Origin of the sequence: Sphingobium phenoxybenzoativorans, assembly GCF_001757355.1 — a bacterium.
In the GTDB taxonomy this organism is placed as follows: domain Bacteria; phylum Pseudomonadota; class Alphaproteobacteria; order Sphingomonadales; family Sphingomonadaceae; genus Sphingobium; species Sphingobium phenoxybenzoativorans.
Window position 1 is genome coordinate 42,948 of sequence record NZ_MINO01000005.1, and the last position, 23,286, is coordinate 66,233.

The 23,286-nt window shown below is 61.8% G+C and carries 31 protein-coding genes; 16 read left to right on the plus strand and 15 right to left on the minus strand.

Annotation, left to right across the window (positions count from 1 at the left end; translation table 11 throughout):
* Nucleotides 1–40 precede the first annotated feature (40 nt).
* The 4 genes from BHQ40_RS04205 to BHQ40_RS04220 all read right to left on the minus strand — a co-directional run bounded on the left by BHQ40_RS04205 (nucleotide 41) and on the right by BHQ40_RS04220 (nucleotide 3,636).
* Nucleotides 41–442 (minus strand): GlcG/HbpS family heme-binding protein, encoded by a 402-nt coding sequence (locus BHQ40_RS04205; RefSeq protein WP_070152841.1) that lies wholly within the window; start codon nucleotides 440–442, stop codon nucleotides 41–43.
* A 138-nt stretch (nucleotides 443–580) separates the two neighbouring features.
* Nucleotides 581–1,462: a helix-turn-helix domain-containing protein gene (locus BHQ40_RS04210; protein WP_070152844.1), complete on the minus strand. Its 882-nt coding sequence runs from the start codon at nucleotides 1,460–1,462 to the stop codon at nucleotides 581–583.
* 844 nt (nucleotides 1,463–2,306) lie between these two features.
* Complete coding sequence (locus tag BHQ40_RS04215) at nucleotides 2,307–3,206, minus strand: sigma-70 family RNA polymerase sigma factor (RefSeq protein WP_083276690.1); 900 nt, start codon at nucleotides 3,204–3,206, stop codon at nucleotides 2,307–2,309.
* A complete protein-coding gene (locus BHQ40_RS04220) occupies nucleotides 3,196–3,636 on the minus strand; it encodes a hypothetical protein (protein ID WP_070152849.1) in 441 nt (146 codons plus the stop codon). Before BHQ40_RS04220 ends, BHQ40_RS04215 begins: the two co-directional genes overlap by 11 nt.
* A gap of 286 nt (nucleotides 3,637–3,922) precedes the next feature.
* Here BHQ40_RS04220 and BHQ40_RS04225 point away from each other — a divergent pair, with 286 nt between their 5' ends.
* Nucleotides 3,923–4,378, plus strand: a complete 456-nt coding sequence (locus BHQ40_RS04225; RefSeq protein WP_253183255.1) for a carboxymuconolactone decarboxylase family protein — start codon at nucleotides 3,923–3,925, stop codon at nucleotides 4,376–4,378.
* A 443-nt stretch (nucleotides 4,379–4,821) separates the two neighbouring features.
* Here the strand turns inward: BHQ40_RS04225 and BHQ40_RS04230 are convergent, their stop codons facing one another.
* Nucleotides 4,822–6,657 carry a cation:proton antiporter domain-containing protein gene (locus BHQ40_RS04230; RefSeq protein ID WP_070153151.1) on the minus strand — a complete coding sequence of 612 codons (1,836 nt, stop codon included), beginning with the start codon at nucleotides 6,655–6,657 and terminating at the stop codon, nucleotides 4,822–4,824.
* A gap of 395 nt (nucleotides 6,658–7,052) precedes the next feature.
* Here BHQ40_RS04230 and BHQ40_RS04235 point away from each other — a divergent pair, with 395 nt between their 5' ends.
* From BHQ40_RS04235 to BHQ40_RS26470, 6 genes are all read left to right on the plus strand, one after another.
* The gene (locus BHQ40_RS04235) at nucleotides 7,053–7,340 is read left to right on the plus strand and encodes a co-chaperone GroES (RefSeq protein ID WP_070152852.1); all 288 of its coding nucleotides are present in this window, start codon (nucleotides 7,053–7,055) and stop codon (nucleotides 7,338–7,340) included.
* A gap of 70 nt (nucleotides 7,341–7,410) precedes the next feature.
* The gene (gene groL / locus BHQ40_RS04240; RefSeq protein ID WP_070152855.1) at nucleotides 7,411–9,045 is read left to right on the plus strand and encodes a chaperonin GroEL; all 1,635 of its coding nucleotides are present in this window, start codon (nucleotides 7,411–7,413) and stop codon (nucleotides 9,043–9,045) included.
* A gap of 234 nt (nucleotides 9,046–9,279) precedes the next feature.
* A complete protein-coding gene (locus BHQ40_RS04245) occupies nucleotides 9,280–9,645 on the plus strand; it encodes a hypothetical protein (protein ID WP_070152857.1) in 366 nt (121 codons plus the stop codon).
* Between the two features lie 8 nt (nucleotides 9,646–9,653).
* The gene (locus BHQ40_RS04250; RefSeq protein WP_253183256.1) at nucleotides 9,654–9,968 is read left to right on the plus strand and encodes a hypothetical protein; all 315 of its coding nucleotides are present in this window, start codon (nucleotides 9,654–9,656) and stop codon (nucleotides 9,966–9,968) included.
* Nucleotides 9,969–10,115: 147 nt separating this feature from the next.
* Entirely contained in the window at nucleotides 10,116–10,358 is a 243-nt protein-coding gene (locus BHQ40_RS04255) for a YozE family protein (protein WP_253183257.1), read from the plus strand.
* Nucleotides 10,355–10,597, plus strand: a complete 243-nt coding sequence (locus tag BHQ40_RS26470; protein ID WP_070152863.1) for a hypothetical protein — start codon at nucleotides 10,355–10,357, stop codon at nucleotides 10,595–10,597. Before BHQ40_RS04255 ends, BHQ40_RS26470 begins: the two co-directional genes overlap by 4 nt.
* A 218-nt stretch (nucleotides 10,598–10,815) precedes the next feature.
* Here BHQ40_RS26470 and BHQ40_RS04265 read toward each other — a convergent pair whose 3' ends face one another.
* Both BHQ40_RS04265 and BHQ40_RS04270 read right to left on the minus strand, forming a co-directional pair.
* Nucleotides 10,816–11,670 carry a transglutaminase family protein gene (locus tag BHQ40_RS04265; protein WP_083276692.1) on the minus strand — a complete coding sequence of 285 codons (855 nt, stop codon included), beginning with the start codon at nucleotides 11,668–11,670 and terminating at the stop codon, nucleotides 10,816–10,818.
* 5 nt (nucleotides 11,671–11,675) lie between these two features.
* A complete protein-coding gene (locus BHQ40_RS04270; RefSeq protein ID WP_070152869.1) occupies nucleotides 11,676–12,824 on the minus strand; it encodes an extracellular catalytic domain type 1 short-chain-length polyhydroxyalkanoate depolymerase in 1,149 nt (382 codons plus the stop codon).
* Between the two features lie 575 nt (nucleotides 12,825–13,399).
* Between BHQ40_RS04270 and BHQ40_RS04275 the strand changes: the two genes are divergently transcribed.
* The 3 genes from BHQ40_RS04275 to BHQ40_RS04280 are packed head-to-tail and all read left to right on the plus strand — an operon-like array spanning nucleotide 13,400 to nucleotide 14,173.
* Entirely contained in the window at nucleotides 13,400–13,708 is a 309-nt protein-coding gene (locus tag BHQ40_RS04275; protein ID WP_070152872.1) for a hypothetical protein, read from the plus strand.
* Nucleotides 13,705–13,866, plus strand: a complete 162-nt coding sequence (locus BHQ40_RS26070) for a hypothetical protein (protein ID WP_171905756.1) — start codon at nucleotides 13,705–13,707, stop codon at nucleotides 13,864–13,866. The genes BHQ40_RS04275 and BHQ40_RS26070 overlap by 4 nt, the downstream gene beginning before the upstream one ends.
* A gap of 40 nt (nucleotides 13,867–13,906) precedes the next feature.
* Nucleotides 13,907–14,173: a hypothetical protein gene (locus BHQ40_RS04280; protein ID WP_070152876.1), complete on the plus strand. Its 267-nt coding sequence runs from the start codon at nucleotides 13,907–13,909 to the stop codon at nucleotides 14,171–14,173.
* Nucleotides 14,174–14,357: 184 nt separating this feature from the next.
* Here BHQ40_RS04280 and BHQ40_RS04285 read toward each other — a convergent pair whose 3' ends face one another.
* Nucleotides 14,358–14,990, minus strand: a complete 633-nt coding sequence (locus BHQ40_RS04285) for a tyrosine-type recombinase/integrase (RefSeq protein ID WP_070152880.1) — start codon at nucleotides 14,988–14,990, stop codon at nucleotides 14,358–14,360.
* A 444-nt stretch (nucleotides 14,991–15,434) separates the two neighbouring features.
* Here BHQ40_RS04285 and BHQ40_RS04290 point away from each other — a divergent pair, with 444 nt between their 5' ends.
* The 3 genes from BHQ40_RS04290 (at nucleotide 15,435) to BHQ40_RS04300 (ending at nucleotide 17,694) form a co-directional block, all read left to right on the plus strand.
* A complete protein-coding gene (locus BHQ40_RS04290) occupies nucleotides 15,435–15,935 on the plus strand; it encodes a hemerythrin domain-containing protein (RefSeq protein ID WP_070152883.1) in 501 nt (166 codons plus the stop codon).
* Nucleotides 15,936–15,938: 3 nt separating this feature from the next.
* Nucleotides 15,939–16,448: a CinA family protein gene (locus BHQ40_RS04295; protein ID WP_070152886.1), complete on the plus strand. Its 510-nt coding sequence runs from the start codon at nucleotides 15,939–15,941 to the stop codon at nucleotides 16,446–16,448.
* A gap of 112 nt (nucleotides 16,449–16,560) precedes the next feature.
* Nucleotides 16,561–17,694: a S1C family serine protease gene (locus BHQ40_RS04300; RefSeq protein WP_070152889.1), complete on the plus strand. Its 1,134-nt coding sequence runs from the start codon at nucleotides 16,561–16,563 to the stop codon at nucleotides 17,692–17,694.
* 78 nt (nucleotides 17,695–17,772) lie between these two features.
* Here the strand turns inward: BHQ40_RS04300 and BHQ40_RS04305 are convergent, their stop codons facing one another.
* From BHQ40_RS04305 to groES, 4 genes are all read right to left on the minus strand, one after another.
* Nucleotides 17,773–17,961: a hypothetical protein gene (locus tag BHQ40_RS04305; protein ID WP_070152892.1), complete on the minus strand. Its 189-nt coding sequence runs from the start codon at nucleotides 17,959–17,961 to the stop codon at nucleotides 17,773–17,775.
* Between the two features lie 210 nt (nucleotides 17,962–18,171).
* Complete coding sequence (locus BHQ40_RS04310; RefSeq protein WP_070152895.1) at nucleotides 18,172–18,357, minus strand: HP1242/YdcH family protein; 186 nt, start codon at nucleotides 18,355–18,357, stop codon at nucleotides 18,172–18,174.
* A 56-nt stretch (nucleotides 18,358–18,413) separates the two neighbouring features.
* Complete coding sequence (gene groL / locus BHQ40_RS04315; protein ID WP_070152898.1) at nucleotides 18,414–20,039, minus strand: chaperonin GroEL; 1,626 nt, start codon at nucleotides 20,037–20,039, stop codon at nucleotides 18,414–18,416.
* A 55-nt stretch (nucleotides 20,040–20,094) separates the two neighbouring features.
* The gene (gene groES, locus BHQ40_RS04320) at nucleotides 20,095–20,409 is read right to left on the minus strand and encodes a co-chaperone GroES (protein WP_070152901.1); all 315 of its coding nucleotides are present in this window, start codon (nucleotides 20,407–20,409) and stop codon (nucleotides 20,095–20,097) included.
* A gap of 272 nt (nucleotides 20,410–20,681) precedes the next feature.
* Here groES and BHQ40_RS04325 point away from each other — a divergent pair, with 272 nt between their 5' ends.
* From BHQ40_RS04325 to BHQ40_RS04335, 3 genes are read left to right on the plus strand one after another with little or no spacing between them, the layout of a single operon-like run.
* Nucleotides 20,682–20,918 carry a hypothetical protein gene (locus BHQ40_RS04325; protein ID WP_070152904.1) on the plus strand — a complete coding sequence of 79 codons (237 nt, stop codon included), beginning with the start codon at nucleotides 20,682–20,684 and terminating at the stop codon, nucleotides 20,916–20,918.
* Nucleotides 20,915–21,184 (plus strand): usg protein, encoded by a 270-nt coding sequence (locus tag BHQ40_RS04330; RefSeq protein WP_070152907.1) that lies wholly within the window; start codon nucleotides 20,915–20,917, stop codon nucleotides 21,182–21,184. Before BHQ40_RS04325 ends, BHQ40_RS04330 begins: the two co-directional genes overlap by 4 nt.
* Nucleotides 21,181–21,573: a hypothetical protein gene (locus BHQ40_RS04335; RefSeq protein ID WP_070152910.1), complete on the plus strand. Its 393-nt coding sequence runs from the start codon at nucleotides 21,181–21,183 to the stop codon at nucleotides 21,571–21,573. The genes BHQ40_RS04330 and BHQ40_RS04335 overlap by 4 nt, the downstream gene beginning before the upstream one ends.
* Nucleotides 21,574–21,608: 35 nt before the next feature.
* Here the strand turns inward: BHQ40_RS04335 and BHQ40_RS04340 are convergent, their stop codons facing one another.
* The 3 genes from BHQ40_RS04340 to BHQ40_RS04350 form a co-directional block, all read right to left on the minus strand.
* On the minus strand, nucleotides 21,609–22,091 hold the full coding sequence (locus BHQ40_RS04340) for an NADH dehydrogenase ubiquinone Fe-S protein 4 (RefSeq protein ID WP_070152913.1): 483 nt from the start codon (nucleotides 22,089–22,091) through the stop codon (nucleotides 21,609–21,611).
* Nucleotides 22,075–22,590, minus strand: a complete 516-nt coding sequence (locus BHQ40_RS04345; RefSeq protein WP_070152916.1) for an Hsp20/alpha crystallin family protein — start codon at nucleotides 22,588–22,590, stop codon at nucleotides 22,075–22,077. Before BHQ40_RS04345 ends, BHQ40_RS04340 begins: the two co-directional genes overlap by 17 nt.
* 103 nt (nucleotides 22,591–22,693) lie before the next feature.
* Nucleotides 22,694–23,167: an Hsp20 family protein gene (locus tag BHQ40_RS04350; RefSeq protein WP_070153158.1), complete on the minus strand. Its 474-nt coding sequence runs from the start codon at nucleotides 23,165–23,167 to the stop codon at nucleotides 22,694–22,696.
* Nucleotides 23,168–23,286: the final 119 nt, after the last annotated feature.

The window sequence follows — 23,286 nt, forward strand, 5'->3', positions numbered from 1 at the left end:
AAGTCCTTTCGTCTGCCTGATGTTTGGAGGATTGAAGGTGTCAGTGAGTAAGTGCCGCCGCCGCCGCGGTAGCGATATCGAGGTCCTGAGCGACTGCGCCGCCCGACACTCCGACCGCGCCGATCACGGAGCCGACGGCATCGACGAGGGGAAGGCCGCCGGCGAAGACGACGAGGCCACCGTTGGTCTGTTCGAGGCCGGGCGAGGTGCCGCCGGGCTTGCAGAATTCCCCAATGGCTTCTGTCGGCATCGAGAACAGCGCGGCCGTGCGGGCCTTGCCGAGGGCGATGTCGATGGAGCCGATGAGGGCGCCGTCCATTCGGACGAACGCCTTTAGCTGAGTGCCGGCGTCCAGCACGGCGATATTGACCGGAACACCGATTTCCTTTGCCCGCCCCTCGCCGGCGGCGATGATCTTGCGGGCGGTATCAGAGCTAACCATCTCGTTTCTCCTGCCTGTTTCGAGGATCGGGAGGGCTTGTTCCCTTCCGATGAGGCAGGTGTAGGCGACAGGCGGTCGGAGATATTTCCCGATCCTGCGCCCTGATGAGCAGATCTTGCTATAGTGAGCGAGTTGGCGTCAGCTGCGATGCATGTCGCGATATTGGCCCGGCGTCAGGCCGGTCACCTTGCGAAACACCCGGATGAAATTCGCTTGGGAACCGAAGCCGGTGTCTAATGCGATCTCGACGAGTGAGGACTGGCGTAACGCCAGCTTTTCACGTGCAGCCTGTACCCGGCGTTCTGTGAGGTAGCGGTTGGGGGATGAGCCCGTTGCCTCGCGGAATAGCCTTGAGAAATGGAAAGGACTGAGACAGGCCTCCGCAGCAAGGTCTTCCAGGCCGATATCATCGGTGAGCCTGGCTTCGACGAAATCGAGGACCCTTTTGAGGCGCCGTGGATCGAGGGTATGCGCCCTGGTCTGCGGCTGCCACCGATCGACGCCGTAATTGCCGAGCAGATGCCCGGCGAGCGCCGTCTGCATCCCGTCGACCAGCAACCGGTCGGTCGGCTGCTGCGGGCGACCGAGAAGACCTTGGAAGGTGTTGCCGAGTTGCTGGAGCACGGGGTCGGCAAAGCCACCTGCATAGGCCAGCTTCGCCTTGGCTGGATCTATATCGTAGTCGACGAGTGCACTCCGCTCGATCAACGTCGGCGGCAGGAAAATGTGCAGGGTCTCGATAGAGCCGTTCAACTCCAGCCTGCGCTCATTCGTTCCCGCCGGAACGATCCAGGCTGTTCCGGGCCGAGCAACCCCTTCTTCCAAGTGGCCGTCACCCTCCCGGCTCACGCCGGCTTTGCCAGACAGGATGAGCACTAGCTCGGTGCATTCGGTTGTCACCGCATTTTGTGCACCCGAGCCGATGAGCCGGCGCTCAAGGCGCAGCGAAGACCATTCAGCCGGATCATCCAGCTGTTCGCTGATGAGATATTTCTGGTCACCGTGCGTCGCAAGAGCCATGTCGACACCTCACGAGGACAGAAATTAGGGTGTTCGTTTCGAAGTAGCAACCGCTGTTCGTGAGGGATCGGGCGGGCGCTGTTTGCCCGGCTGCCGACCCTTCCAAGACACTCGGCTGCCAATTTCTCTTTCCCAACTGCAGAGCGGCAGCTCTTCGAACAGACGCCTGCGCATGATTTAGCAGTTGGGGTGGAGAATGGCAGGTCTGTTAATGGTGCAATTTGCGCGCCGTTTTCGCCTTTATTGCGAACAAATCAGCAGGCTGGGCATAAATCTCCATGCTTACTGCGAACAATTTTAATCCGACTAACACAGTTTAAAGACCTGGCAGCATTGCGTTTTTTGAGGGCTTCTCGATAGCTTAATGGCCCATACCTATGCTCCGATTGCCCATTGGGCGATATCGGCACATTAGTTCGAGGAGAAGCGCCTGGTTTTCGAACGATCTCATAAATGGGGCATGAACCCTTCGAAGTGATTAGAAGGTCATAGACAGGGCTGATCTTCTTCAGCGACTTGTTTGGGTTGGCCTCAGCACTCCTTGGCGAACAACCCACGGCAACTAAAATCAAGATAGATGCTATGGGTCTATTCATCTAGCTGCTCTTACAATCATAGGCTATTTTAGACTATCAGCGAATGTCTGAAACTTGGTTCCCTCCGATAACAGTCTAATGGCTACAAATACCGGCAGGATTGCGCTGCCAAGCAATCAAGAGAATGATCCATTTTCGTTCGAACGACCGCCGCCGAAGTCGACCCATCCCAGTCACTCAACGCTGGATTTTCGATCCCCACTTCCGGACCGTCCGGTATTCCGGCGGCTCTCGACCAGCTCAAGACACTAGTGGCTATGTTGCGGGCGGCGGCTGGTGTCTAAAGCTGCCGCAAGATGACGCAGCTTGTCAGGGTTTCGCACGATGTAGATCGCCGCAATCCGCCCATCTCGCACGTCTAGAGCGGTCGTCTGGAGCACATCGCCGCGATCGATACTGACATAACCAGGCAGTCCATCGATCATCGCGGTGCGCAGCAGCGTTGGCACTGATATATATTTGCGCCGTAGCCCAGCGAATAAGCGAAGTGCTCGATCGAGCCCGCGAACGATATTTCGAAAGGCGATCACCCTGCCGCCGCCATCCGAATAGATCTCGACGTCGTGCGCAAGCAGCGCAGACAGCGTGTCCGTGTCGCCGTCGCGCGACGCGGTGAAGAAGGCCCGAGCGATCTGGTCAGCCTTGCTCGCTTCCACCGTGAAACGCGGTCGCGCATTCTGCACATGTTTGCGAGCGCGCGAAGCAAGCTGGCGGACCGTCGCGGGTTCGCGTGCCAATGTCGTCGCGATATCTGTCAGCGCCACGCCAAACACGTCGTGGAGGAGGAAGGCGGCGCGCTCCAGTGGGGACAGCCGCTCCATTGCCAGCATCAACGTGAGCGTCACGTCGTCGGCGATCGTCTCTTCGGGCTCGGTGGTGCCCATCAGCGGCTCGGGCAACCAAGCACCGATATAGGTCTCCCGGCGCGCACGGGCGGACTTGAGCTGATCGAGGCAGAGGCGGGTGACGATACGGGTCAAATAAGCAGCCGGAGCATCGACGCTTTCCACTTTTGCCGACCAGCGCAGCCACGCCTCCTGAACAATATCCTCCGCTTCGCTGACAGAGCCGAGCATCCGGTATCCCAGGCGCAACAACCGTGGCCTTTGCGCCTCGAAGTCAGCGAGATATTCATCCCTATGCGGCATTCGTGTCCTCCACAGAGCGCGGTCGGCAGCTCTCATGCGCCGTATCCCGCCATGCCCACAGGGCAAGCCCGGCCGTAAGTATAGCCGGCAGCGTCACCGCGGGAAAATCTTGGGCGAGTGCACCGGTGCCGCAGATGCCCACCGCCACTTCCCAGAAGTGGAACAGCGCATGGCCCGCCAGCCAAAGCGCGGCGGCGGACCAGAGCGGCAGGCGCGCCGCCGGCCGCACGACGCCCGTGAGCATCGCTATCGCGACCAACAGGAAAATCAGCCCGATGTCGCGCACGAAATGCTGGTTCAACGGGCCGGTGGTGGTGACACCCGGCACTGCGAAATACCAGTTTGCGGGCGAGATCAGCATGAAGAGACCGTTGACGGCGGCTCCGATGCCGAGCACCGCAGCCAGCGCGAGAGGAAGGCTCCGATTCATGCCGTCTGCTCCTGTGTCCTGAGTGGAGAGCCAATGATCGAAGCGTGTGGGCGCGATCCTCAGAAGGCCGACAAGGCCGGCCGATCAGTCCCGTGCCGCCGACAATAACAATCTTCATCTCCATGTCTCCCATGCAAGGTGTCTGCATACATGACGAGATGGCCGCAGCCAGTGTGACACGGGCGATGGCGGAATGAAAAAATATGCGCCGCCATGTCACGCAGCGCCCGCCTGTCTCGTCATGCCGATGTGCGCCGACAAACGACGCCCTGACGAGGAAAGCATCATGACCGAAATGAAACGTTTGAACTGGTCCGAGGTCGCGCCCGACGGCGCCAAAGCGCTGTTCGGGGTTCACTACTATGTGACGAAGAAGACGGATCTTCCCGAGGAGCTAATCCATCTTGTTTTCCTTCGGGTATCGCAGATCAACGGCTGTGCCCATTGCATCGACATGCATACGCGTGACCTGCTTCGGACCATGCCGGTCGACAAGGTCGCGCTGCTCTCCGTCTGGGCGGAGGTGCCGCACCTGTTTTCCGATCAGTATCGCGCCGCGCTCGCTTGGGCCGAGGAAGTGACGAACGTCAGCAACACCCACGCCTCCGACGACGCCTATGCGGCTGCGGCCGCCGCCTTTTCGCCAAAGAATCTGGTCGATCTCACACTCGTCATCGCGGCGATGAACGCATTTAATCGGCTCGGCGCCCCATTCCGCCTTCCCGTTGCAGCGAACCCATAAACATACAGAGGCGGGCGCATATTCTTGCTCCCGCCTCTGGCAGCAGGCGACCAGAATGCGTCCTTCGCCGATCGGCCTTTGAACGGCGGCTTCCGTTAGAACCAGTCATTCGCTCAGTTCGGGGCTATAGCGGCTCGCACGACGTTGGTGATTGCAAAGATATCCACGTGGCCTCCTAGCCTCCGGGGGAAGCAATTTCGATGGCATCAAAGGCTCTGATTGCAAAGAAGCCGCGTGAACAGGCAGGCTCGGTGGCCTCACGCGCATTCGATTTTCAAATGCACGCGTCGATGGCGCGCATCCTTGATGCATATCAAAACGGCGAGGCGTGCTGGAAAAGATCAGCAGCCGATCTCACCGCAATACAACGATGGCCTCGGACGAACGGCCCATCCCAAAAAAGCCCTCACTGATAGCGGAACGCTACACATCGTAGCGCACCCTCAAGCAGACCCTTCATCGTCCTGGCGTCGGACGCGCAGTTCCGGGGCTTCGCGGGCAGGAAGGTCCGGCCGCCGCTCGAATGCGCCGCCTTCGCCGGAGATGCGTTCCTTTTGGATGATATCCGCCGCGCGTTTCCTTGATACACCCAGGCTGCGCAGTGCATAGTCCGCCAAGCCGAACGACAACTCGCGCATGCCCATGATGGCAAGGCCGACGCCCTGGCTTTCAAGATGGGCCACCTCGGCATCACTCTGCGTCCGCACGGCGACATCGATGTCCGCATTGAGCTCACGGGCGAGTTCGATGATTCGCCGAGTCTGGAAGCTTTCGGGCGTCGCGATCACAAGAAGGCGTGCAGCGGCGATACTTGCTTCCCCGAGAATGCCGGGGGTGGATGCATCGCCATAGATCGCCGGTATGCCCTTGGCGCGAAGCGCCTCGACACGTCGCCGGTCCTTGTCCACAATGATGACCGGCAGCTTTTGGTCGTTGAGCGCCTTGCCGACCACACGGCCCACCCGACCGTAGCCGACGATGATCGCGTGATTACGCGTTCCCTCGTTCATTCGCTCAGGAAGAGTGGACAGGGCTTGCCCGCCGCGACGCTCAAGCACCGAAAGGATGCGTGGTCGCCGGTCCAGCCATCGCTCGATACCGTCGAAGGTCTTGAAGACGAGTGGGTTGAGCGTGATCGAGAGAAGCGCGCCGGCGAGTATCAGGTCCCTGCCTTCCACGGGAACCACCCCAAGCGTCACACCCAAGCCGATCAGGATGAAGGAGAACTCGCCGATCTGGGCAAGGCTCGCCGATACCGTAAGCGCTGTTCGTACCGGGTAGCCGAAGGCCAATACGATAGCGAAGGCGGCGACGGACTTGCCGACGAGGATGATCGCCAGAACCGCGACCACCGCCAGCGGCTCGCGCACGAGCACAGCCGGATCGAACAACATGCCGACCGAGACGAAGAACAGGACGGCGAAGGCGTCCTGCAACGGCAGCGAATCCGCTGCAGCCTGATGGCTGAAGTCGCTTTCGCTCAGCACGACACCGGCGAAGAAGGCGCCGAGCGCGAACGACACGCCGAACAGCGCCGCCGATCCATAGGCAATGCCCAGCGCGGTCGCGAGCACCGACAGCGTGAACAGCTCGCGCGATCCTGTCCGTGCGACGCGCTCCAGCACCCAAGGCACCGCGCGCGTGCCAACGACGAGCACCAGGGCAAGGAAGAGCGCGACCTTCCCAAGCGTCAGCAACAGGGCCAGGGCGATTGTGCCGCCCGTCGCTTCGCTGCCTTCGCTGGCGTTGCCGCCGAGTACGCCCGCAAGCGCCGGCAACAAAACCAGCGCCAGGACCATGACGAGATCCTCGACGATGAGCCAACCAACAGCGATGCGGCCGTTGATCGAATCCAGCGTATTGCGGTGTTCGAGCGCGCGGAGCAGCACCACCGTCGAGGCAACCGAGAGCGCGAGGCCGAAGACGATGCCCGCGCCGGGCGTCCAGCCCCATACATGCGTCAGCCCCGCGCCGAGCAGGGTCGCGACCGCGATCTGCACGATCGCGCCCGGAATGGCGATCCGTTTGACGGAGAGCAGATCCTTGACCGAGAAATGCAGGCCGACTCCGAACATCAGGAGGATCACGCCGATCTCGGCAAGCTGTTCCGCCATTCCCGCATCGCTGACAAAACCAGGCGTAAAGGGGCCGACCGCAACACCCGCCACCAGGTAGCCGACCAGCGGGGGCAGCTTCAGCCGGCTCGCAGTGAAGCCGCCGACGAAGGCAAGGACCAGCCCCATGACGATCGTGGTGATAAGACTGGTGTCATGGGGCATCGGCATCCTTTCGGAGAGCCCGCCGGGCCGACGCGCTTGGTGAACCATCGATAGAAAAGCACATTTGAGGCGCGCGGCGCCCGTAGCCCTTGGCCTGTCATCCGTTTCGATATTGATGAGACGTTCGCCCTACACCACTCCACCGGTAAACGCGATCCGCTCGCAGAGAAAATGCGCCGCTCGCCCGGCTCTGCGAACCGAATGGATGCTCATATAGATTGAGGGCGTTTATTCATGCCGGCGGCGAGGACCATCTTGTTATCGGTCGGCGCAATGCACATATCGCGTGCATTGGCACTCTCGGCTTGAGACTGTCAGCTCGCAATTTGGCAGCGCTGGCTCCCGCTTGTGAAAGCGACGATTTCGTCGCGATCCAGCGACAGGATGGCTGATCCATGACATTTCGCCCTCTCCACGACCGCGTGCTCGTGCGCCGGCTCGAAGCAGTAGAAAAGACGGCTGGCGGCATCATCATACCCGACACTGCCAGGGAAAAGCCGCAGGAAGGCGAGGTCGTCTCCGCCGGCAGCGGTATCCGCGCCGAGGATGGCAAGATCACGCCGCTGGACGTCAAGACCGGCGATAAGATCCTGTTCGGCAAATGGTCGGGCACCGAGGTCAAGCTCGATGGCGAAGACCTTATCATCATGAAGGAAAGCGACGTTCTGGGCGTCATTGGCTGACCCAGACTTTTTCTATCAGTCTGGCCGTAGCGAAACGGTTCGCAGATTTTTCCATAAAGGATCACTAACCATGTCAGCCAAGGACGTAAAATTCTCCCGTGACGCGCGCGAAGGCATCGCGCGCGGCGTCGATATTCTCGCCAACGCGGTCCGCGTGACGCTCGGCCCCAAAGGCCGTAACGTTTTAATCGACAAGAGTTTCGGCGCACCGCGCATCACCAAGGACGGCGTCACCGTCGCCAAGGAAATCGAACTGAAGGACAAGTTCGAGAATATGGGCGCGCAGATGATCAAGGCTGTCGCGTCCAAAACCCACGACCATGCGGGTGACGGCACGACGACCGCGACGGTGCTTGCGCAGGCGATCGTGCGCGAAGGTATGAAATCGGTGTCTGCGGGTGTCGATCCGATGGACCTCAAGCGCGGTATCGACCTGGCCGTCACTGCCGTGGTCGCCGAACTCAAGGCGCGGTCCAAGCCGGTCGACAACAATCAGGAAATTGCCCAGGTCGGCATCGTCTCGGCGAACGGAGATGAGGTCGTCGGTCGCAAGATCGCCGAAGCGATGGAGAAGGTTGGCAAGGAAGGTGTCATCACCATAGAGGAGGCCACTGGCGTCGAGTTCGAGCTGGACGTTGTCGAGGGCATGCAGTTCGATCGCGGCTACCTCTCGCCCTATTTCATCACGAATACCGAGAAGATGTCGGTCGAGTTGCAGGATCCCTATATCCTGATCCACGAAAAGAAGCTGTCGAACCTGCAGGCGCTGCTTCCCGTTCTGGAGGCCGTCGTCCAGTCCGGCCGTCCGCTCCTCATCATCGCCGAGGATATCGAAGGCGAGGCCCTCGCCACCCTGGTCGTAAACAAGCTGCGCGGGGGGCTGAAGGTTGCGGCCGTCAAGGCGCCGGGCTTTGGCGATCGACGCAAGGCGATGCTCGAAGACATCGCTATCCTGACGAAGAGCGAAGTGGTCTCCGAGGAACTGGGCATTAAGCTGGAGAACGTCACGCTGGAGATGCTGGGTACCGCCAAGCGCGTCACGATCGACAAGGACACTACGACCCTCGTCGATGGCGCCGGCGCCGCGGATAGCATTAAGGGCCGGGTCGACGCGATCCGGGCGCAGATCGAGAACACGACCAGCGACTATGACAAGGAGAAGCTCCAGGAGCGTCTTGCCAAGCTCGCCGGCGGTGTCGCGATCATCAAGGTCGGCGGTGCAAGTGAAGTCGAGGTCAAGGAGCGCAAGGACCGCGTCGATGATGCCCTCCATGCGACCCGCGCGGCCGTCGAGGAGGGTATCGTACCCGGTGGCGGGACGGCCTTGCTCTATGCGGCGAAGGCATTGAACGGTCTCAACGCCGTGAATGACGATCAGCGCCGCGGCATCGACATCGTCCGCAGGGCACTCCAGGCACCGCTGCGGCAGATCGCGGAAAATGCCGGTCATGACGGCGGCGTGGTCGCGGGCCGGCTTATCGATGGTAATGACGAGAATCTCGGCTTCAACGCGCAGACCGAGCAATATGAGAATCTGTTCCAGTCCGGCGTCATCGATCCCACCAAGGTCGTGCGCACCGCGCTTCAGGATGCCGCCTCGGTTGCAGGGTTGCTGATCACGACCGAAGCCGCCGTTGCCGATTTGGGCGACGATAGCGCCGGTACGCCTGCGATGGCCGGCGGCATGGGCGGTATGGGCTTCTGAGCCAGGCGGTGAACCCAGACATGGGAGGCAGAGGTGTCATACCCTCTGCCACTCACGTTTGGATCCGGATTCAAATCATGCGACAACGTCGCCGATGTGTTATGGTCGCGCATCACCCGCATAGTGCCGCAGGCATATCGTGACTGAGAGACCATCGTGCTCCCGCCTGCCGTCGGGAGTCGCATCGATGTTCCTCATACTTGCCAGCTCCAATCGTAGCGATCGGCGACCGACATGACGGTTCGCTCTACGAGAAGCTCGGTCACGTTCGCCGCGCCCTTCCGTTTGCCCGGCTTCGACGCCCCGCTGCCGGCCGGCAGCTATGCGGTCGATACGGAGGAAGAGGCCATCGAGGGAAATGTCCGCACGGTCTTTCACCGCATTGCGACGACTCTTGTGGTGGAGACGACCGGTCGGGTCGAACATCGCGCCGTCGATCCCAAAGACCTGGAGACGGCCTTGCGGCAAGACCGCGAAGCCGCAGCTCTTCGGACAGACGTGCTACCGCCCGAAGTGCTCGATCCTTCGATACCGCCGCCCGTCAGTTGGCGTTGGGTTCCGTTGTGGGTCCGCGTCCCCTGGTCGGGCAGAGGGGCATAGCTTCAGCCATGTTCAACACTTCCGCGCTGTGCAGACAGCAGGAGGCGCATCACCGCCGGATCGCGGCGGAGACGGACCTCCAGAATGTTCGCAAGGTTGCGCTGGCCGCCGCCCGCGCATGGGAAGTGCAAGCGCTGGAAGCCGAGAGCCGCGAAGCTGGAGCGAAGGACGCGCTCAGCGACGAGGACGCAGCCATCGCACTGGAATTTCTGCTGGAGGACGAAGCCGATGCGGAGGACGCCGACGACAGGTTGGAGGATGACGATACGACGCGACAATCCGCTGTGTCGTCCCATATCAAAAATGAGGAAAAGCCCGCGTGATACTGCATAGTCTTCTGGGTCAACATCAGGCCGATCCAGCCGGTCAACGCTGGGAAAACGGTCTGTTCGTCAGTGTGTGCCTGATTTGCCGCCGGGCCATGATCAAGCCGGTCAACGGTCAATGGCAGCTTGCAGGGCAAAGGGACTGTGACAGCGATCGACTCCTGTTCCGCCGAGACCGACGACAAGGTGACGTTCGGCGCCTGGTTGCTGACCCAGCATGATCGTTCGGATTGGGTCGGCGATCTGGCCAGGGCTGCCAAGGCGGACCGTAAGTTTCCCCGCGCGGGCGATCCCGATGCGGTGCGCAGCCATCTGGGCAGCATGCAGGCTGAGAGCGAAATGCTCGAAGCGCTGGATGATGCCGAACAGATATGGCTGCGCAAATGATCTATATCGCGCGCAGTATCAACGAAGCAAACCTGCCTTCTCAGGCGATCGTCAATACGATCCGCGAACCACTTCTTGTGCTCGATGCCGACTTGCGCGTGCTCGCGGCCTGCCGATATTTCTATGAAACATTCAGGATGGCTGGCACCCATCAGCGCAATGATGACAACCAACTCGGCAAAGCGCTCGGTAATCTGCGGGTAATGGAGCGGCAAGGGCCGCAAGGTCACTTGCGGTAGCGGGAACAGGACAACTCCGATGACGAGGCAGACGATTGGGGGCGAAAGCGGCAGACGTCTCAAGGCGAGCGGCAATCACGCTACGAGCGCGATGAGAAGGCCTGTTCCGGTGAGGATGAGGATGTAAGGGTCGGGAAGCAGGTGCATGTCAGACGAGCCTCCGGACGCATGTTCGAGTAGACCTGTCATCAGATGGCAGCCGGCCTCTTACACTGCGGTTAGACCTCTTCAACGGTCACTCGCACCTCCATGCCGCTGAAATCCTCCGCGGCACCGGCATAGCCCCCGGTGACGGGCATGATCTGCGTGTTGCATCGGCCAACAGCCACCGGGATGAGGTTGGCCGATCCCACCCGGCGGTGCGTGGGATCGAAGGCTATCCAGCCGGCAGCGGGAAGATAGACCTCGGCCCAGGCGTGCGTCGATCCTGCATCGTCAGGAGAGACGTCGGGATCATGGAGGTAGCCGGAGACAGCGCGGGCGCCGAAGCCGAGGTGGCGCACCGCGTCGATGAACAATGCCGACATGTCTCGGCACGAACCGCTCGCGATCGAGAGTGTCTCGAGCGGCGATTGCGTGCCCTCCTCGTCGCGTGTGCGATAGGCCACAGCATCCGCGATGCCGGCATTGATGTTCTTCAGCAGCGACAGCGTGTCAACAGTAGGCCCGAGAACAAAGCTTCGTGCCCAGGTCGCGAGCAACTCTTCGGGATCATCATGCTGCGGATGCAGGAGCGCGCCGAGATCCGCCATCTCTCCGTCCGAATAGCCGAACGGATAGGAGTGCGCGCCGGGCGCGATCCGATAGATGGGCCATGCGAGCGCTTGCTGCTCGACGAGAAGCTTGCTCGATATTGCGAGCAAGTCCGTCGGGAACGCAAAGCTCGCCGCCGCCACCAGGTTGCCGAACACATCCTGCGCCCACGCCATATCGGCATTGGGCGACAGTTCGAGCGAGCTTGAAAGGATGATCAGGTCGTGACTGCTCCGCGGCACTAGCATCAGACGATGCGGCTGCAGCGATACGGCGCGCCGGTAGCGATAAATCGTGTCGTGGCGTATCCGGAGCTTCACCAGCGCTAACGCATCAACCCGGCCGCTCGGAGCGCGTCTTCGATAATCCTGCCTACGCCCGAAGGGTCGGCGGGCGTAGGCAGGATTATCGGCGGCTGGTCGAGCGGAGTTACCGATAGCGGGTGATGATTCATAGTTGTCCGCACGAGAGTGGCGCTAGCCGGCATGGCGATCTCTGGAGAGGAGAGAGGTTCGACGGTTGCCAATCCCCAGAACTCGCAAATCCGGTGCGTTGAGGAAATGCTCGCTTCCAGCATGTAGGGGCCGCTTCTGCCGCAGCCATCGTTCAACGTATCGAGCGGCGTGCCGTGCCCCATGCCGGTAATGCTGTATTCCTCGATCACCTCCCGGTCATCGTCGTTCCGCCAGACTCGGCGTGGATACCCATCCACCGCCTCGGTGCGGTCGGGCTCGAGACCGACCCCGTGCAAGCCACGCCACTGGCTGATGATCGCATCCGAATTGACGGGGTTGACGGTCGCGTCACCGCTTCCGTGCCAGATTGAGATGGTCGGCCAGGGCCCCCCATGATCGGAAGCACTGCGAATAAGCCTTGCTAGCTCGGCCTCACCCAGTCCGCCGCGTCCGCGCATGAGGCTCAAGGCCTCCGGTATCGTGTCGGCACAGCCATAAGGAAGGCCGGCGATGATCGCACCGCCCGCGAACAGCTCGGGGTAGGTCGCGAGCATGACCGATGCCATCGCTCCGCCGGCGGACAGCCCCGTGACGAATATGCGGGCAGGATCGATGTCATGTCGGTTCGCCACGGCAGCAATCATCTGCCGAATCGACAGCGCCTCTCCGCCCTCTCGGCGATTATCTTCGGCGGAAAACCAGTTGAAGCACAGGTTCGGATTGTTTTGCCGTTGCTGCTCGGGAAACAGCAACACAAAACCGAAGCGATCGGAAAGCTGCGACCAGCCCGAGCCGACGTCATAGCCGGCGGCCGTTTGGGTGCATCCATGAAGAACGACCACGAGCGCAGGAGACTCCTCCAGCTCGGCGGGAACATAGGTCGATGCGCGGAGCTGGCCGGGGTTGGAGCAGAATGAACACAGTTCTTTTAACCTGCTGGCCTCGGCGTGCTGGGTACTTCCCGCCGCCGAGCCGCTGAGCTGAGATAGACGGGCAATCGCATCAGATAGACGGGGCATCGCAGCATCCTTGTCTCAAAAAAGCTTTTTCGAGCATGACCGCACTCTTTGCTGCGCTGCACAAAAGATGGGCCGCGGCTTCGGAGTTTGCAAGAAGGGCAAACAAACATGTCGCCGGTCCAGACGGGAAAGGCTGTTGTTAGCCTGCCTTACTTATTCGTTATGTTTATTTGGGGAGGGGCGCCAGTTGGCGGGTAGCGTAGCCATTGTAGTGCTTCAGGAGCAATGGCGGCCCATAGCGGCACGCGGCAGTTTGGCAGGCACGCCCGATGATAATGAGCACTATATCTACGCCATAGCGCTACGATAGGCCTATGCGGCTGGATCTTCGGCAGTTTTGGGCGACCAATCGGAACAGGCTCTCGCAATCACGGCAGCACCGATGAAAGATTTGTCACTAGTAGTAATTTGGCCTTGCCTACCCCATATAGGGTCTACCGCGCTCCGTTTGCCTCGGGCACGAGTGCGGCTGAGAGATAGTTCGTGCTCCCGCTCATGGATGGAGACGAACGATGTCCATTTTATCCAGCTCCGTTTCGAGGAAAGGCAGAGCAGCCCTTCCCTTTGGTCGCGCCATGATCCCGGCATCCAGCAATGCGCGTGATCATGCGCGATCCCTGCGCGAGGACAATTGGGAGAATGAAGGCGGTCATCTCGCCAGTGAGAGTCCCACGATCGCATCTTCCGCTATTTCAGCCAATGACGTCGATGCCCTGGCGGCGCAGGTCCGTGTCCTGGAGAGTACCCTGGCCAGCGACTTTGCCAATGGCCGGGTGGGGATGCGCTACAATAGCTATGCGCATCGCTCGCGTGTTCTGCGCCAGCAAAAGGCGAAGCTCGATCTCCTGCAAGCCAGCATGCGGTCGCAGGAGCCGCAGTCGTGAGCGGCCCCTCTGAACCTGACGCAACCGCCGCAGCCGAGCAGATGGCGCGTCACGGGATCATCCGCGTCCCCGCAGATCAATATCACTACAAGGATTATCGCTACTCGAAGCTCAGCGACGCAATCGCCCAGGCGCGGCGCGACGCGCAGTCGTCATGATCATCGCCACCTGGGCATAAATCTAGTGAAAGGACGACGAATGGAACTTTCATCGACTTTCTGCCGGATGCATGAGACGGTCCAAAGCGATCGCGCGGCCAATGCGATACTGCAGAACGTCCGCCTCGTGGCCGAAAAGGTGGCCAAAGCGTGGGGCGCCGTGGCGCTTGCCGCCGAGCAGCGCGAAGCGCGCCGCGAGCGGACACGCGTAATTGCCGATATGGCGGCTCTTCGAAATGAACCTGTGCCCAGCGAGGAAGACAGGCTCCTCAGCGAAAATCCGGACCGGGGGTGCGAAAACCCCTGAGGCGTGCTGGAAAAGTTCAGCATCTGATCTCTCCGCAATACAACGATGGCCTCGTGCGACGCCGTTTAGGCAACGCCAGACGTCGGTTTGTGACAACGGCTCCCGTTCCACGTGTCGCTTGGGAACAGCACAAATGTCCCAAGCGCCCGTGTCAGGCTCTCTACCAGAAACGGGCGCCAAGGGTTCAGATCTCGGTGTTTTCGGCAAGGGCAAGCGCGTCCTCCACGTCGATCCCGAGATAGCGCACCGTATTCTCGATCTTGCTATGACCGAGAAGAATCTGGACTGCCCGTAAATTGCCAGTCGCCCTGTAGATGATCGATGCCTTCGTTCGCCGAAGCGAGTGGGTGCCATACTCGCTTCGCATGAGGCCGACCCCTGTCACCCATTCGTCGACAAGCCGAGCATACTGTCGTGTGCTCAGGTGCCCATTGTGATCGACCCGGCTCGGGAAAACATAGTCGTCCAGCGTACCGCCGCGGCGTTCGAGCCACGCCAGCAAGCTTGCCCGCGCATCTGGCAGAAGTTCGAACTGAACGGGCCGGCCTGTCTTCTGCTGCATAACGATTGCGCGCGTTCGGATCTGTCCGCCGCTGACAAGGTCCCCGATCTTCATCTGCACCAGGTCGCAACCCCGCAGCTTGCTGTCGATCGCGAGATCGAACAGCGCCCGGTCTCGCAGGCGTCGGCGCTGATTGAAATAGAAACGAATTTCCCAAATCTGCTTTGGTTTCAGCGCCCGCTTTGCACCTACGGTTCTTCCAGCATTCCAAACCGGCCGCTTGGCGGCGGTGAGTTCTGTTTCGAGCATCTCCATGATCGTTCTCCTGTGGCCACATTGGCCATCGGCAGAACGCTTGCCGACGAGTATGCGTAGGACCCGCCGTCGGGCTCGTGCCGACCAAAGTACGTCGTTCGCCGATCGGGCTATGCACGGCAGCTTCCGTCAGAACCAGCCATTCGCTCACCGCGGAGCCGTCAGGCAAAAAAGGCCTTCATTCCGGTCGTCCTTGTTCTTGCAGGTAAACCGAAACCGCCATTTCCACATAAGTCGCACGTCACATTCAAAGGTGGGTCTCCGTTGGCCGAACGGGCAATAGTGGCCTGATGATTGTTCGAGCGAGCAGACGAGCGACGTCGTCCTATTGGTCGAGCATGGACTGATGCCAGCTCACTTTCGCCTGAACCCGTTCTTCGGAAACCGAAACGGGGTTCGTCAGTTACCGCGGCATAGCCAGGCTCCAGCACGGAAGGACGCGACATGCCGGACGAAACTTACACCGACGCCATTGCCCTCCTCAAGGCCGATCACCGTAGGGTCGAAGGCCTGTTCGAGAAGTTCGAAAGCGCCAAGGGCGGCAACAAAATGAAGATTGCTCAGGAGATCTGCAACGAGCTCAAGATTCACGCCGTGATCGAGGAGGAGATCTTCTATCCCGCGCTCAAGGGCAAGATCGAGACCGATACCCTTACCGAAGCCTATGTCGAGCATGACGGGGCCAAGGTCCTCGTCAACGACATCGTCGCCGGCGATCCCGAGGATGAGTATTTCGACGCGAAGGTCAAGGTGCTCTCCGAGGAGATCAAGCACCACGTCCACGAGGAGGAGATGCGCCAGGAAGGCATGTTCGCGCAGGCGCGCGACGCCGCTGTCGATCTCGTGGCGCTCCGCGACGAAATGCTCGCCCGCAAGGAAGAGCTGAAGCCCAAGGCCGAGGCAGGCGCCCTGCCCCCGGCCGAACTGAAGGTCGTCCACGCCTGAAGCATGGGCGAAGCACCCGCCATCGATGGCAAAGGCGACGACCTTGCCGCCCTGGCGAGCGAGGTCCTCGAGCTGGCGCGGCAAAGCAGCCTGAGGATTGTCACGGCGGAGAGCTGCACCGGGGGCATGCTGTCATCGCTTCTCACCGATATCGAAGGCCTCAGTTCCTGCTTCGAGCGCGGTTTTGCGGTCTATAGCGATGACGCCAAGACCGAGATGCTGGGTGTCGCCCCCAAATTGATAGAGCGCTACGGTGCGGTGAGCGCCGAAGTGGCGCTCGCCATGGCGCAAGGCGCGCTCGCGCGCTCGCTGGCTCAAATCGCTGTCGCCATCACGGGTTTTGCCGGGCCGGGTGCCAAGGAGGACGAAGAGGGCCTTGTCCATATCGCGCTTGCACGCGAAAGCGCGCGACCACAGTTGCGCGAGTATCACTTCGGACGCGGCGGGCGCGATCGAACACGACACCATGCAGTCCAAACTGCGCTTCAAATGATGCACGACGCTCTCCGCTGAACCAATCCTTCGTAGAGGACCTCCTACCGCTGTTGTGTCACTGCCCGCAAAGATCCAACTCGCCGTCATTGTGCCTTGACCGACATCAAGCGCTCTGCCCATCCTTGCGGCGATGCAGAACGGTGCGGGCAGGATCGGGTTTATCGGCCGTGGGCTGATCGTCTGCGTCAGCATCGCGGCGCTGATCCTTTGGTATGGTCTGTCCGGCAGATTCGGCGCGGCGGATCCGCCAGCGACCGCGCAGCGCCTGGTCACGCCAAGGGGTGAACTTGCCGCCGACGAGCGATCGACAATTGAGCTTTTCGAAAAATCGCGCGCCTCGGTGGTCTACATCTCGACGTCCCAACTCGTTCAGGATGCCTGGTCGCGCAATATCTTCTCAATACCCCGCGGCACGGGCTCCGGTTTCTTCTGGGACGAGGCCGGGCACGTCGTCACCAACTTCCATGTCGTCCAAGGCATGTCGGAAGCCTTCGTGCTGCTCGCCGATGGCCGCAAGTACCGAGCGCGCCTGGTCGGCGCGAGCCCGCAGCACGACATTGCCCTTCTCAAGATCGGTGTCGGGTTCCAATCGCCGTCGCCGGTTCCGATCGGCACGAGCGGCCACCTTAAAGTCGGCCAGAAGGTTTTCGCCATCGGCAATCCGTTCGGGCTCGACTGGAGTTTGACCACCGGCATCGTCTCGGCGCTGGATCGCACCCTACCCAGCGAGAACGGCGGCCCGGATATCCAGCACCTCATCCAGACCGATGCCGCCATCAATCCTGGCAATTCGGGAGGTCCGCTGCTGGATTCGAGTGGTCGCCTTATCGGTATCAACACCGCGATCTACAGCCCCTCCGGGGCCTCGGCCGGCATAGGCTTCGCGGTTCCGGTCGACACGCTCATGCGCGTGATCCCGCAGCTGCTCAGGAGCGGCAGATATGTGCGTCCCTCGCTCGGGATTTCGGTTGACGAGCAGGTCAACGGCCGGCTCAAGGCGCTGACCGGCCGTGACGGTGTTTTCGTGTTGGCGGTTGAACCCGGTTCCGCCGCCGCCAAGGCCGGTATGAGCGGTGTCACGACCGGTCCGGCCGGTCTCCTGCCCGGCGATGTCATCACCGCCGTCGAGGGGAAACCAGTAGGCACTATCGGCGCGCTCCTCGCGCGACTGGACGACTTCGAGGTCGGCGCCAACGTCCGGGTCACCCTCCAGCAGGGGCAAGCTACGCGCGAGGTCAAGATCGCGCTTCAGCCGGGCGAGTAGCTGCCACCAGGTGCGCGCAATCGGAAATCCTCCCGCGACTCGCAGGTGCCGCGACGTTTCATGCGTTTCGAGAAAGGGTCAGGCATCGATCGGCCGGAGGACTTCTCCGGTTTCGTCGATCAGGTATGAGCCGTCGGTGCGGCGCGTGACGACAAGACCGCTATCCAGGATGAAATCGATTTCCTCGCCCTTTTCCATCTGGACGATAGTGTGTCGCCGGCCACTCTCGCCAGCTGCGGGCAGCCGCTTCGTTACGCGCCAATGCATCGCCAGGTTCCTTGGCCTGTCCCATAGATTGTTGCTGACAGACAAAGGAGCCCCGGCGGCTGGCTCGGGGCTCCCCGGTCCATTCTCGCGAGCTTCCCCGAACGGGGCGGACGACCATGCAACGTAGATGGCCGCCATCGGGTTTCCGGCAAAAGCTCGCTGCCGGTAAGCGGTGGGCACTTGCGCGGATCGTCCGCACCAGACTCTCGCTCAAGCGGCTTCGCGCTCTTCCTCGTGACCCGAGCAGGCCGCCATCTGGTCCTTGACCGCCAGCTTCAGCTTCTTGAGCCGGCCGATCAGGAAATGGCGCGGATGGAGACGCTTCTCCTCTTCGCGGATTTCGGCATCGAGACGCGCATGTTCGCGCTCGAGGTAGCGCAGATAATGGTCGTTCATCGTCGAGTTCCTCATATTCGATGATGGGGCCCGGCCCCAGCCGGGCCCTTCGTCTGTCAGTACTCCATTTCGGGCATCGCAGCCTTCGCGCCCCTGTCATCCTTTGGCGCTTCGGCGACGAGCGCCTCGGTCGTGATCAGTAGCGAGGCCACCGAAGCTGCGTCCTGGAGCGCGGTGCGGACCACCTTGGCGGGATCGATCACCCCGGAGCCGACCAGATCCTCATAGTGGCCGGTGGCGGCGTTGAAGCCCCAATTGTAGTCCTCGCTCTCCAAGAGCTTGCCGACGATGAAGGCACCGTCCTCGCCGGCGTTGTCAGCAATCTGCCGGGCCGGCGCGCGCAGCGCCCGGCGGACGATATCGATGCCCGACTGCTGGTCGTCGTTCGCCGCCTTGAGGCCGTCGAGCGCCTTGAGCGCGCGCAGAAGCGCGATACCGCCGCCGGGGAGGATGCCTTCCTCTACTGCGGCGCGCGTCGCATGGAGCGCGTCGTCGACGCGGTCCTTTTTCTCCTTGACCTCGACCTCGGTTGCGCCGCCCACGCGGATCACCGCTATACCGCCCGCGAGCTTGGCCACGCGCTCCTGCAGCTTCTCGCGGTCGTAGTCGCTGGTCGTGGTCTCGATCTGCGCCCTGATCTGCGCGACGCGGGCGTCGATGTCCGAATGCGCGCCGGCGCCATCGACGACGGTGGTGTTGTCCTTGTCGATGATGACTTTCTTGGCGCGGCCGAGCATGCCGATCGTGACATTCTCGAGCTTGGTGCCGAGTTCCTCGCTCACGACGTTGCCGGCGGTGAGGATCGCGATGTCCTCGAGCATCGCCTTGCGGCGATCGCCGAAGCCCGGCGCCTTGACCGCCGCGACCTTGAGGCCGCCGCGCAGCTTGTTGACGACGAGCGTCGCCAGCGCCTCGCCTTCCACGTCCTCGGCGATGATGAGCAGCGGTCGGCCCGACTGGACGACCTGCTCAAGCAGCGGAATCATCGCCTGCAGGTTCGAAAGCTTCTTCTCGTGGATGAGAATGTAGGGGTCTTCGAGTTCGACCTTGAGCTTCTCCGTGTTCGTGACGAAGTAGGGCGAGAGATAGCCGCGGTCGAACTGCATGCCCTCGACCGTCTCGAGCTCGGTCGCGAGGCTCTTGGCTTCCTCGACCGTGATGACGCCCTCGTTGCCGACCTTCTCCATCGCCTCGGCAAGGATCCGGCCGACCTCCTCGTCGCCGTTCGCCGAGATGGTCGCGACCTGCGCGATCTCGCTGTTGGCGCTGACCTTGCGCGCATGGGCCTCAAGGTCTTTGACCACGGCGCCGACGGCGAGGTCGATGCCACGCTTCAGGTCCATCGGGTTCATGCCGGCAGAGACCGCCTTCGAGCCCTCGCGCACGATCGCCTGGGCGAGCACGGTCGCGGTCGTCGTACCGTCGCCGGCCTTGTCGTTCTGCTTCGAGGCCACTTCGCGCAGCATCTGCGCGCCCATGTTCTCGAACTTGTCCTTGAGCTCGATTTCCTTGGCGACGGTGACGCCATCCTTGGTGATGCGCGGCGCGCCGAACGATTTCTCGATGACCACGTTGCGGCCCTTAGGCCCCAGGGTCACCTTCACTGCGTTGGCCAGCGTATCCACGCCGCGCAGCATGCGATCACGCGCGTCGGACGCAAACTTCACTTCCTTGGCAGCCATTGCCTCGTCTCCTTTCTTCGATTTCCTTCCACGTGTCAGAGGATGCAGGTCGCTGTCAGGCGGCCTGCTTGAGCTGCGCCGCGGCCTCGATCACGCCAAGGATGTCGCTCTCCTTCATGATGAGCAGATCCTCGCCGTCGATCTTGACCTCGGTCCCCGACCATTTGCCGAAGAGCACGCGGTCGCCCGCCTTGACGGCGAGTTCAACAAGCTTACCGCTGTCGTCGCGCAGGCCCGCGCCGACGGCGACCACTTCGCCTTCCTGCGGCTTTTCCTTGGCAGTGTCGGGGATGATGATGCCGCCCGAGGTCTTCTCCTCGGCTTGGATGCGGCGGACGACCACACGGTCGTGCAAGGGGCGGAAATGCATGCATAACCTCCAGATGCAAAACTGAGATGTGATAGGCCTGGCGTTCATTCGAATGTCAGGTGACGCGGAAATAGGAAAAGCCATTTTTTGCGTCAAGATGGCGAGCGAAAATTTTTGGCACTCGCAGGCATCGAGTGCCAAGCGCCGGCTTATCGAGCTGTTACAGTGCGACTTTCCCTCTTGACGCGACTCGCGCGCGTTCCAAAATTTGCGGCGTGGGCGGCGCGCCCGCTCATGAGAAAGGAGCGACACCAAAGGAAGGAGGCAGAGCCATGTCGCAGCCATTTTCCCGTTATCTTCATCCGTTCGACGTTGCGCATAACCCGAGCCTGGAGCCCGAAGTGAAGCGCGCCATTCTGGCATCCTGGGCGTCCGACCGTTCCGCGGTGCGCGATCATCCCGGCCTGCGCAAGCCGCCCGGCGCCAGGCGGGCGGTGCCGATCGATGACATCATTGCCGCCATGCATGCGATCGACAGGCCCGCGGAAGGTCCCCGCGCTTCGCCATGAGCCGACGCGATGTCATCAGGCAGCTCGAGGGCCATAGGCTGACGACGGCAGAAATTCATTACTACCGCCTGGATGCGCCCTCGCTGCTGCAGCTGTTCGTTTGGCAGGAGTACGATCTCGCGCCCGACTTTCCGGCGCTGTTCGCGTTTCTCGAGCATTGGCGGCGCGAGATCGAGGCCACGCTCCACTCGGTGCGCATTTCGCATGACGGGATGATCCGCCCTACCGAGTCGCGCGCGGTCGATGGCGTGATCGATATCCAGTGAAGCGCTTGTCTCTCGAGCGGTGGCGCAAGCCGAAGCCGGACGACGTGCCGGTGCGCCTGCCCTTCAGCGACACCATGGAGTTTGCGATGGCGCTCCTATCGATCTCACCTCGCGAACTGCGAGCGCTGGGCTGGACCTTTGCCCAGCGCAAACGATTGCTCGATCACATGCTGGCTTGTGGCCGTAACGCCGAGGGCATCGAGCCGAACAAACTGGCCACCAAGCAGATCGAGCTGCGCTTGCCCAAAAAGGACCTTGTCCGCTTGCAGCATTTCGCGGTGCGTGGACTGCCCAAGGCCACGAGCGACGGCGGTCATCGACCGCGTGCTCACCGCCCTCGACGAGGCATGGCATCGACACGAGCGTCCCTCGCACGCTGCGAACTTTGACAAGCAATCTTCGCCTACCTGAAGTGCGCCCCAAGCTATGCAGACCTGCGCTCATCGTCCCCGTTGCCGGCTGGGCTAGCGCAAGGGAAATTGCCGCAGCACAGGGCATGCGGGCCGGTGGGCCAGCAGCAAAGCAGGGGATCCAAGGCATCGGGGAAAGCTGGACGGATTTGGCCTGGCGATGGCGCCGTCCGGCATTCGAAGATGAGACCCTGCCTCTGACAATATCGCTCGGCCGAGGCGCGATCGGGAAAGCGCAGCTCGATCGTCGCGAGGGGATCGCCTCCGCCGGTCCAACCCATCAGCGGGTCGGCAACCGGGCCCCAGCGCGGCGCAAACCTGACCAGCCATCGATTTTGACGGCGTCGGCCGCCGTTTGTGGCCAGAACCAGCGGTTCGATTATCGCCTCGACGCCGTGCGGGAACGAGGTCGCACCCGCGAGGGCAACCGCCAGATTGTCGTTGGCCGAAGGCCCGGACTCGAAAGTCCGGGCGCGGCCGTCAGCGGGCGCCGCCATTGACGGGAATTCGGCGGATGTTCTGCTCCGCCGCCTCTGTCCTCGGCAGCGTGACCGTCAGCACGCCGTTTTTGAAGGTGGCTGCGACCTTATCGCGTTCGATGCCCCTCGGCAGGCCGATACGGCGCTCGAACCGGCCATAGCTGCGCTCCGAGTAGCCGCGATCCTTGTCCTCGACTTCGGACTTCTTTTCCCCGCGCAAGGTCAAGGCGCCGTCCTCGACGAAAATCTCCACGTCTTTCTCGTCGAGGCCCGGCAGTTCCGCCGTTACCCGAATCTCCTTGTCGGTCTCGCCAAGCTCGAGGTGCGGCCATTCCGACCTGCGGTCGAAGCCGGCAAAGGCGGGCATGCCGAAGTTGCGAAAGACATCGTCGAACAGACGGTTCACGTCGCGGTGAAGCGACTGCAGCGGTTGGGTTTCCCTTTCCCGTTCAGCGCTCACCGGAACGGGCAGCCGGTTTTCCTGCCGGCTCCAGGGAATGAGATCACGAATTGCCATGATGACATCTCCTTTTCTGGCTGGATGAAAGGCTGAACCTGCCGGCCGCCGCGTGCGGGGGGTGTGCAGGAGGCGGCGCCGGCAGGCCGATGGGCGCGGGGGATCAGGCGGGCTCGGCCGCCTTGTCCTTCACATCGCCCAGTCGCTTGTTGCCTGAAGCGGCGCCGCCGATCTCGATGCGGCGCGGCTTCATCGCCTCGGGCACGACGCGCGTCAGTTCGATCGACAGGAGGCCGTGCTCGAAGTTCGCATTGCCGACCTCGATGAAGTCGGCGAGCTGGAATCGCCGCTCGAAGGCCCGGGCCGCGATACCGCGATGCAGATATTCGCTCTTGTCGGCGTCGTCGGCACGCTTGCCGGTGACCGAGAGCAGATTCTGGTGCGCGACGATCTCGATATCCTCGGGCTTAAAGCCGGCGACCGCGATGGTGACGCGGAAATTGTCGTCGTCGATCCGCTGGATATCGAAGGGTGGGTAGCCTTCTTCCTCGCGCGCACCCGCTTCGAGCAGGTTGAAAAGACGGTCGAAGCCTACCGTCGAACGGCGATAGGGCGTAAAGTCAAAGTTCGGTCTCATCTCCAAATCCTCCAAATGAAGCAATTCGGGCATGAGATGCGCCGGTAACCAAGAGTCGGCGCCCTCGATGTCCAACCGGACCCGGTTTGGCGTCCGGTACCCGTGAGCTAATTTTGGTC

Bases quoted from the DNA above. Each gene is read 5' to 3' on its own strand.
- BHQ40_RS04205 (WP_070152841.1), bottom strand. From the start codon at position 442: ATGGTTAGCTCTGATACCGCCCGCAAGATCATCGCCGCCGGCGAGGGG.
- BHQ40_RS04210 (WP_070152844.1), bottom strand. From the start codon at position 1,462: ATGGCTCTTGCGACGCACGGTGACCAGAAATATCTCATCAGCGAACAG.
- BHQ40_RS04215 (WP_083276690.1), bottom strand. From the start codon at position 3,206: ATGCCGCATAGGGATGAATATCTCGCTGACTTCGAGGCGCAAAGGCCA.
- BHQ40_RS04220 (WP_070152849.1), bottom strand. From the start codon at position 3,636: ATGAATCGGAGCCTTCCTCTCGCGCTGGCTGCGGTGCTCGGCATCGGA.
- BHQ40_RS04225 (WP_253183255.1), top strand. From the start codon at position 3,923: ATGACCGAAATGAAACGTTTGAACTGGTCCGAGGTCGCGCCCGACGGC.
- BHQ40_RS04230 (WP_070153151.1), bottom strand. From the start codon at position 6,657: ATGCCCCATGACACCAGTCTTATCACCACGATCGTCATGGGGCTGGTC.
- BHQ40_RS04235 (WP_070152852.1), top strand. From the start codon at position 7,053: ATGACATTTCGCCCTCTCCACGACCGCGTGCTCGTGCGCCGGCTCGAA.
- groL (WP_070152855.1), top strand. From the start codon at position 7,411: ATGTCAGCCAAGGACGTAAAATTCTCCCGTGACGCGCGCGAAGGCATC.
- BHQ40_RS04245 (WP_070152857.1), top strand. From the start codon at position 9,280: ATGACGGTTCGCTCTACGAGAAGCTCGGTCACGTTCGCCGCGCCCTTC.
- BHQ40_RS04250 (WP_253183256.1), top strand. From the start codon at position 9,654: ATGTTCAACACTTCCGCGCTGTGCAGACAGCAGGAGGCGCATCACCGC.
- BHQ40_RS26470 (WP_070152863.1), top strand. From the start codon at position 10,355: ATGATCTATATCGCGCGCAGTATCAACGAAGCAAACCTGCCTTCTCAG.
- BHQ40_RS04270 (WP_070152869.1), bottom strand. From the start codon at position 12,824: ATGCCCCGTCTATCTGATGCGATTGCCCGTCTATCTCAGCTCAGCGGC.
- BHQ40_RS04275 (WP_070152872.1), top strand. From the start codon at position 13,400: ATGATCCCGGCATCCAGCAATGCGCGTGATCATGCGCGATCCCTGCGC.
- BHQ40_RS04280 (WP_070152876.1), top strand. From the start codon at position 13,907: ATGGAACTTTCATCGACTTTCTGCCGGATGCATGAGACGGTCCAAAGC.
- BHQ40_RS04285 (WP_070152880.1), bottom strand. From the start codon at position 14,990: ATGGAGATGCTCGAAACAGAACTCACCGCCGCCAAGCGGCCGGTTTGG.
- BHQ40_RS04290 (WP_070152883.1), top strand. From the start codon at position 15,435: ATGCCGGACGAAACTTACACCGACGCCATTGCCCTCCTCAAGGCCGAT.
- BHQ40_RS04295 (WP_070152886.1), top strand. From the start codon at position 15,939: ATGGGCGAAGCACCCGCCATCGATGGCAAAGGCGACGACCTTGCCGCC.
- BHQ40_RS04300 (WP_070152889.1), top strand. From the start codon at position 16,561: ATGCAGAACGGTGCGGGCAGGATCGGGTTTATCGGCCGTGGGCTGATC.
- BHQ40_RS04305 (WP_070152892.1), bottom strand. From the start codon at position 17,961: ATGCATTGGCGCGTAACGAAGCGGCTGCCCGCAGCTGGCGAGAGTGGC.
- BHQ40_RS04310 (WP_070152895.1), bottom strand. From the start codon at position 18,357: ATGAACGACCATTATCTGCGCTACCTCGAGCGCGAACATGCGCGTCTC.
- groL (WP_070152898.1), bottom strand. From the start codon at position 20,039: ATGGCTGCCAAGGAAGTGAAGTTTGCGTCCGACGCGCGTGATCGCATG.
- groES (WP_070152901.1), bottom strand. From the start codon at position 20,409: ATGCATTTCCGCCCCTTGCACGACCGTGTGGTCGTCCGCCGCATCCAA.
- BHQ40_RS04325 (WP_070152904.1), top strand. From the start codon at position 20,682: ATGTCGCAGCCATTTTCCCGTTATCTTCATCCGTTCGACGTTGCGCAT.
- BHQ40_RS04330 (WP_070152907.1), top strand. From the start codon at position 20,915: ATGAGCCGACGCGATGTCATCAGGCAGCTCGAGGGCCATAGGCTGACG.
- BHQ40_RS04340 (WP_070152913.1), bottom strand. From the start codon at position 22,091: ATGGCGGCGCCCGCTGACGGCCGCGCCCGGACTTTCGAGTCCGGGCCT.
- BHQ40_RS04345 (WP_070152916.1), bottom strand. From the start codon at position 22,590: ATGGCAATTCGTGATCTCATTCCCTGGAGCCGGCAGGAAAACCGGCTG.
- BHQ40_RS04350 (WP_070153158.1), bottom strand. From the start codon at position 23,167: ATGAGACCGAACTTTGACTTTACGCCCTATCGCCGTTCGACGGTAGGC.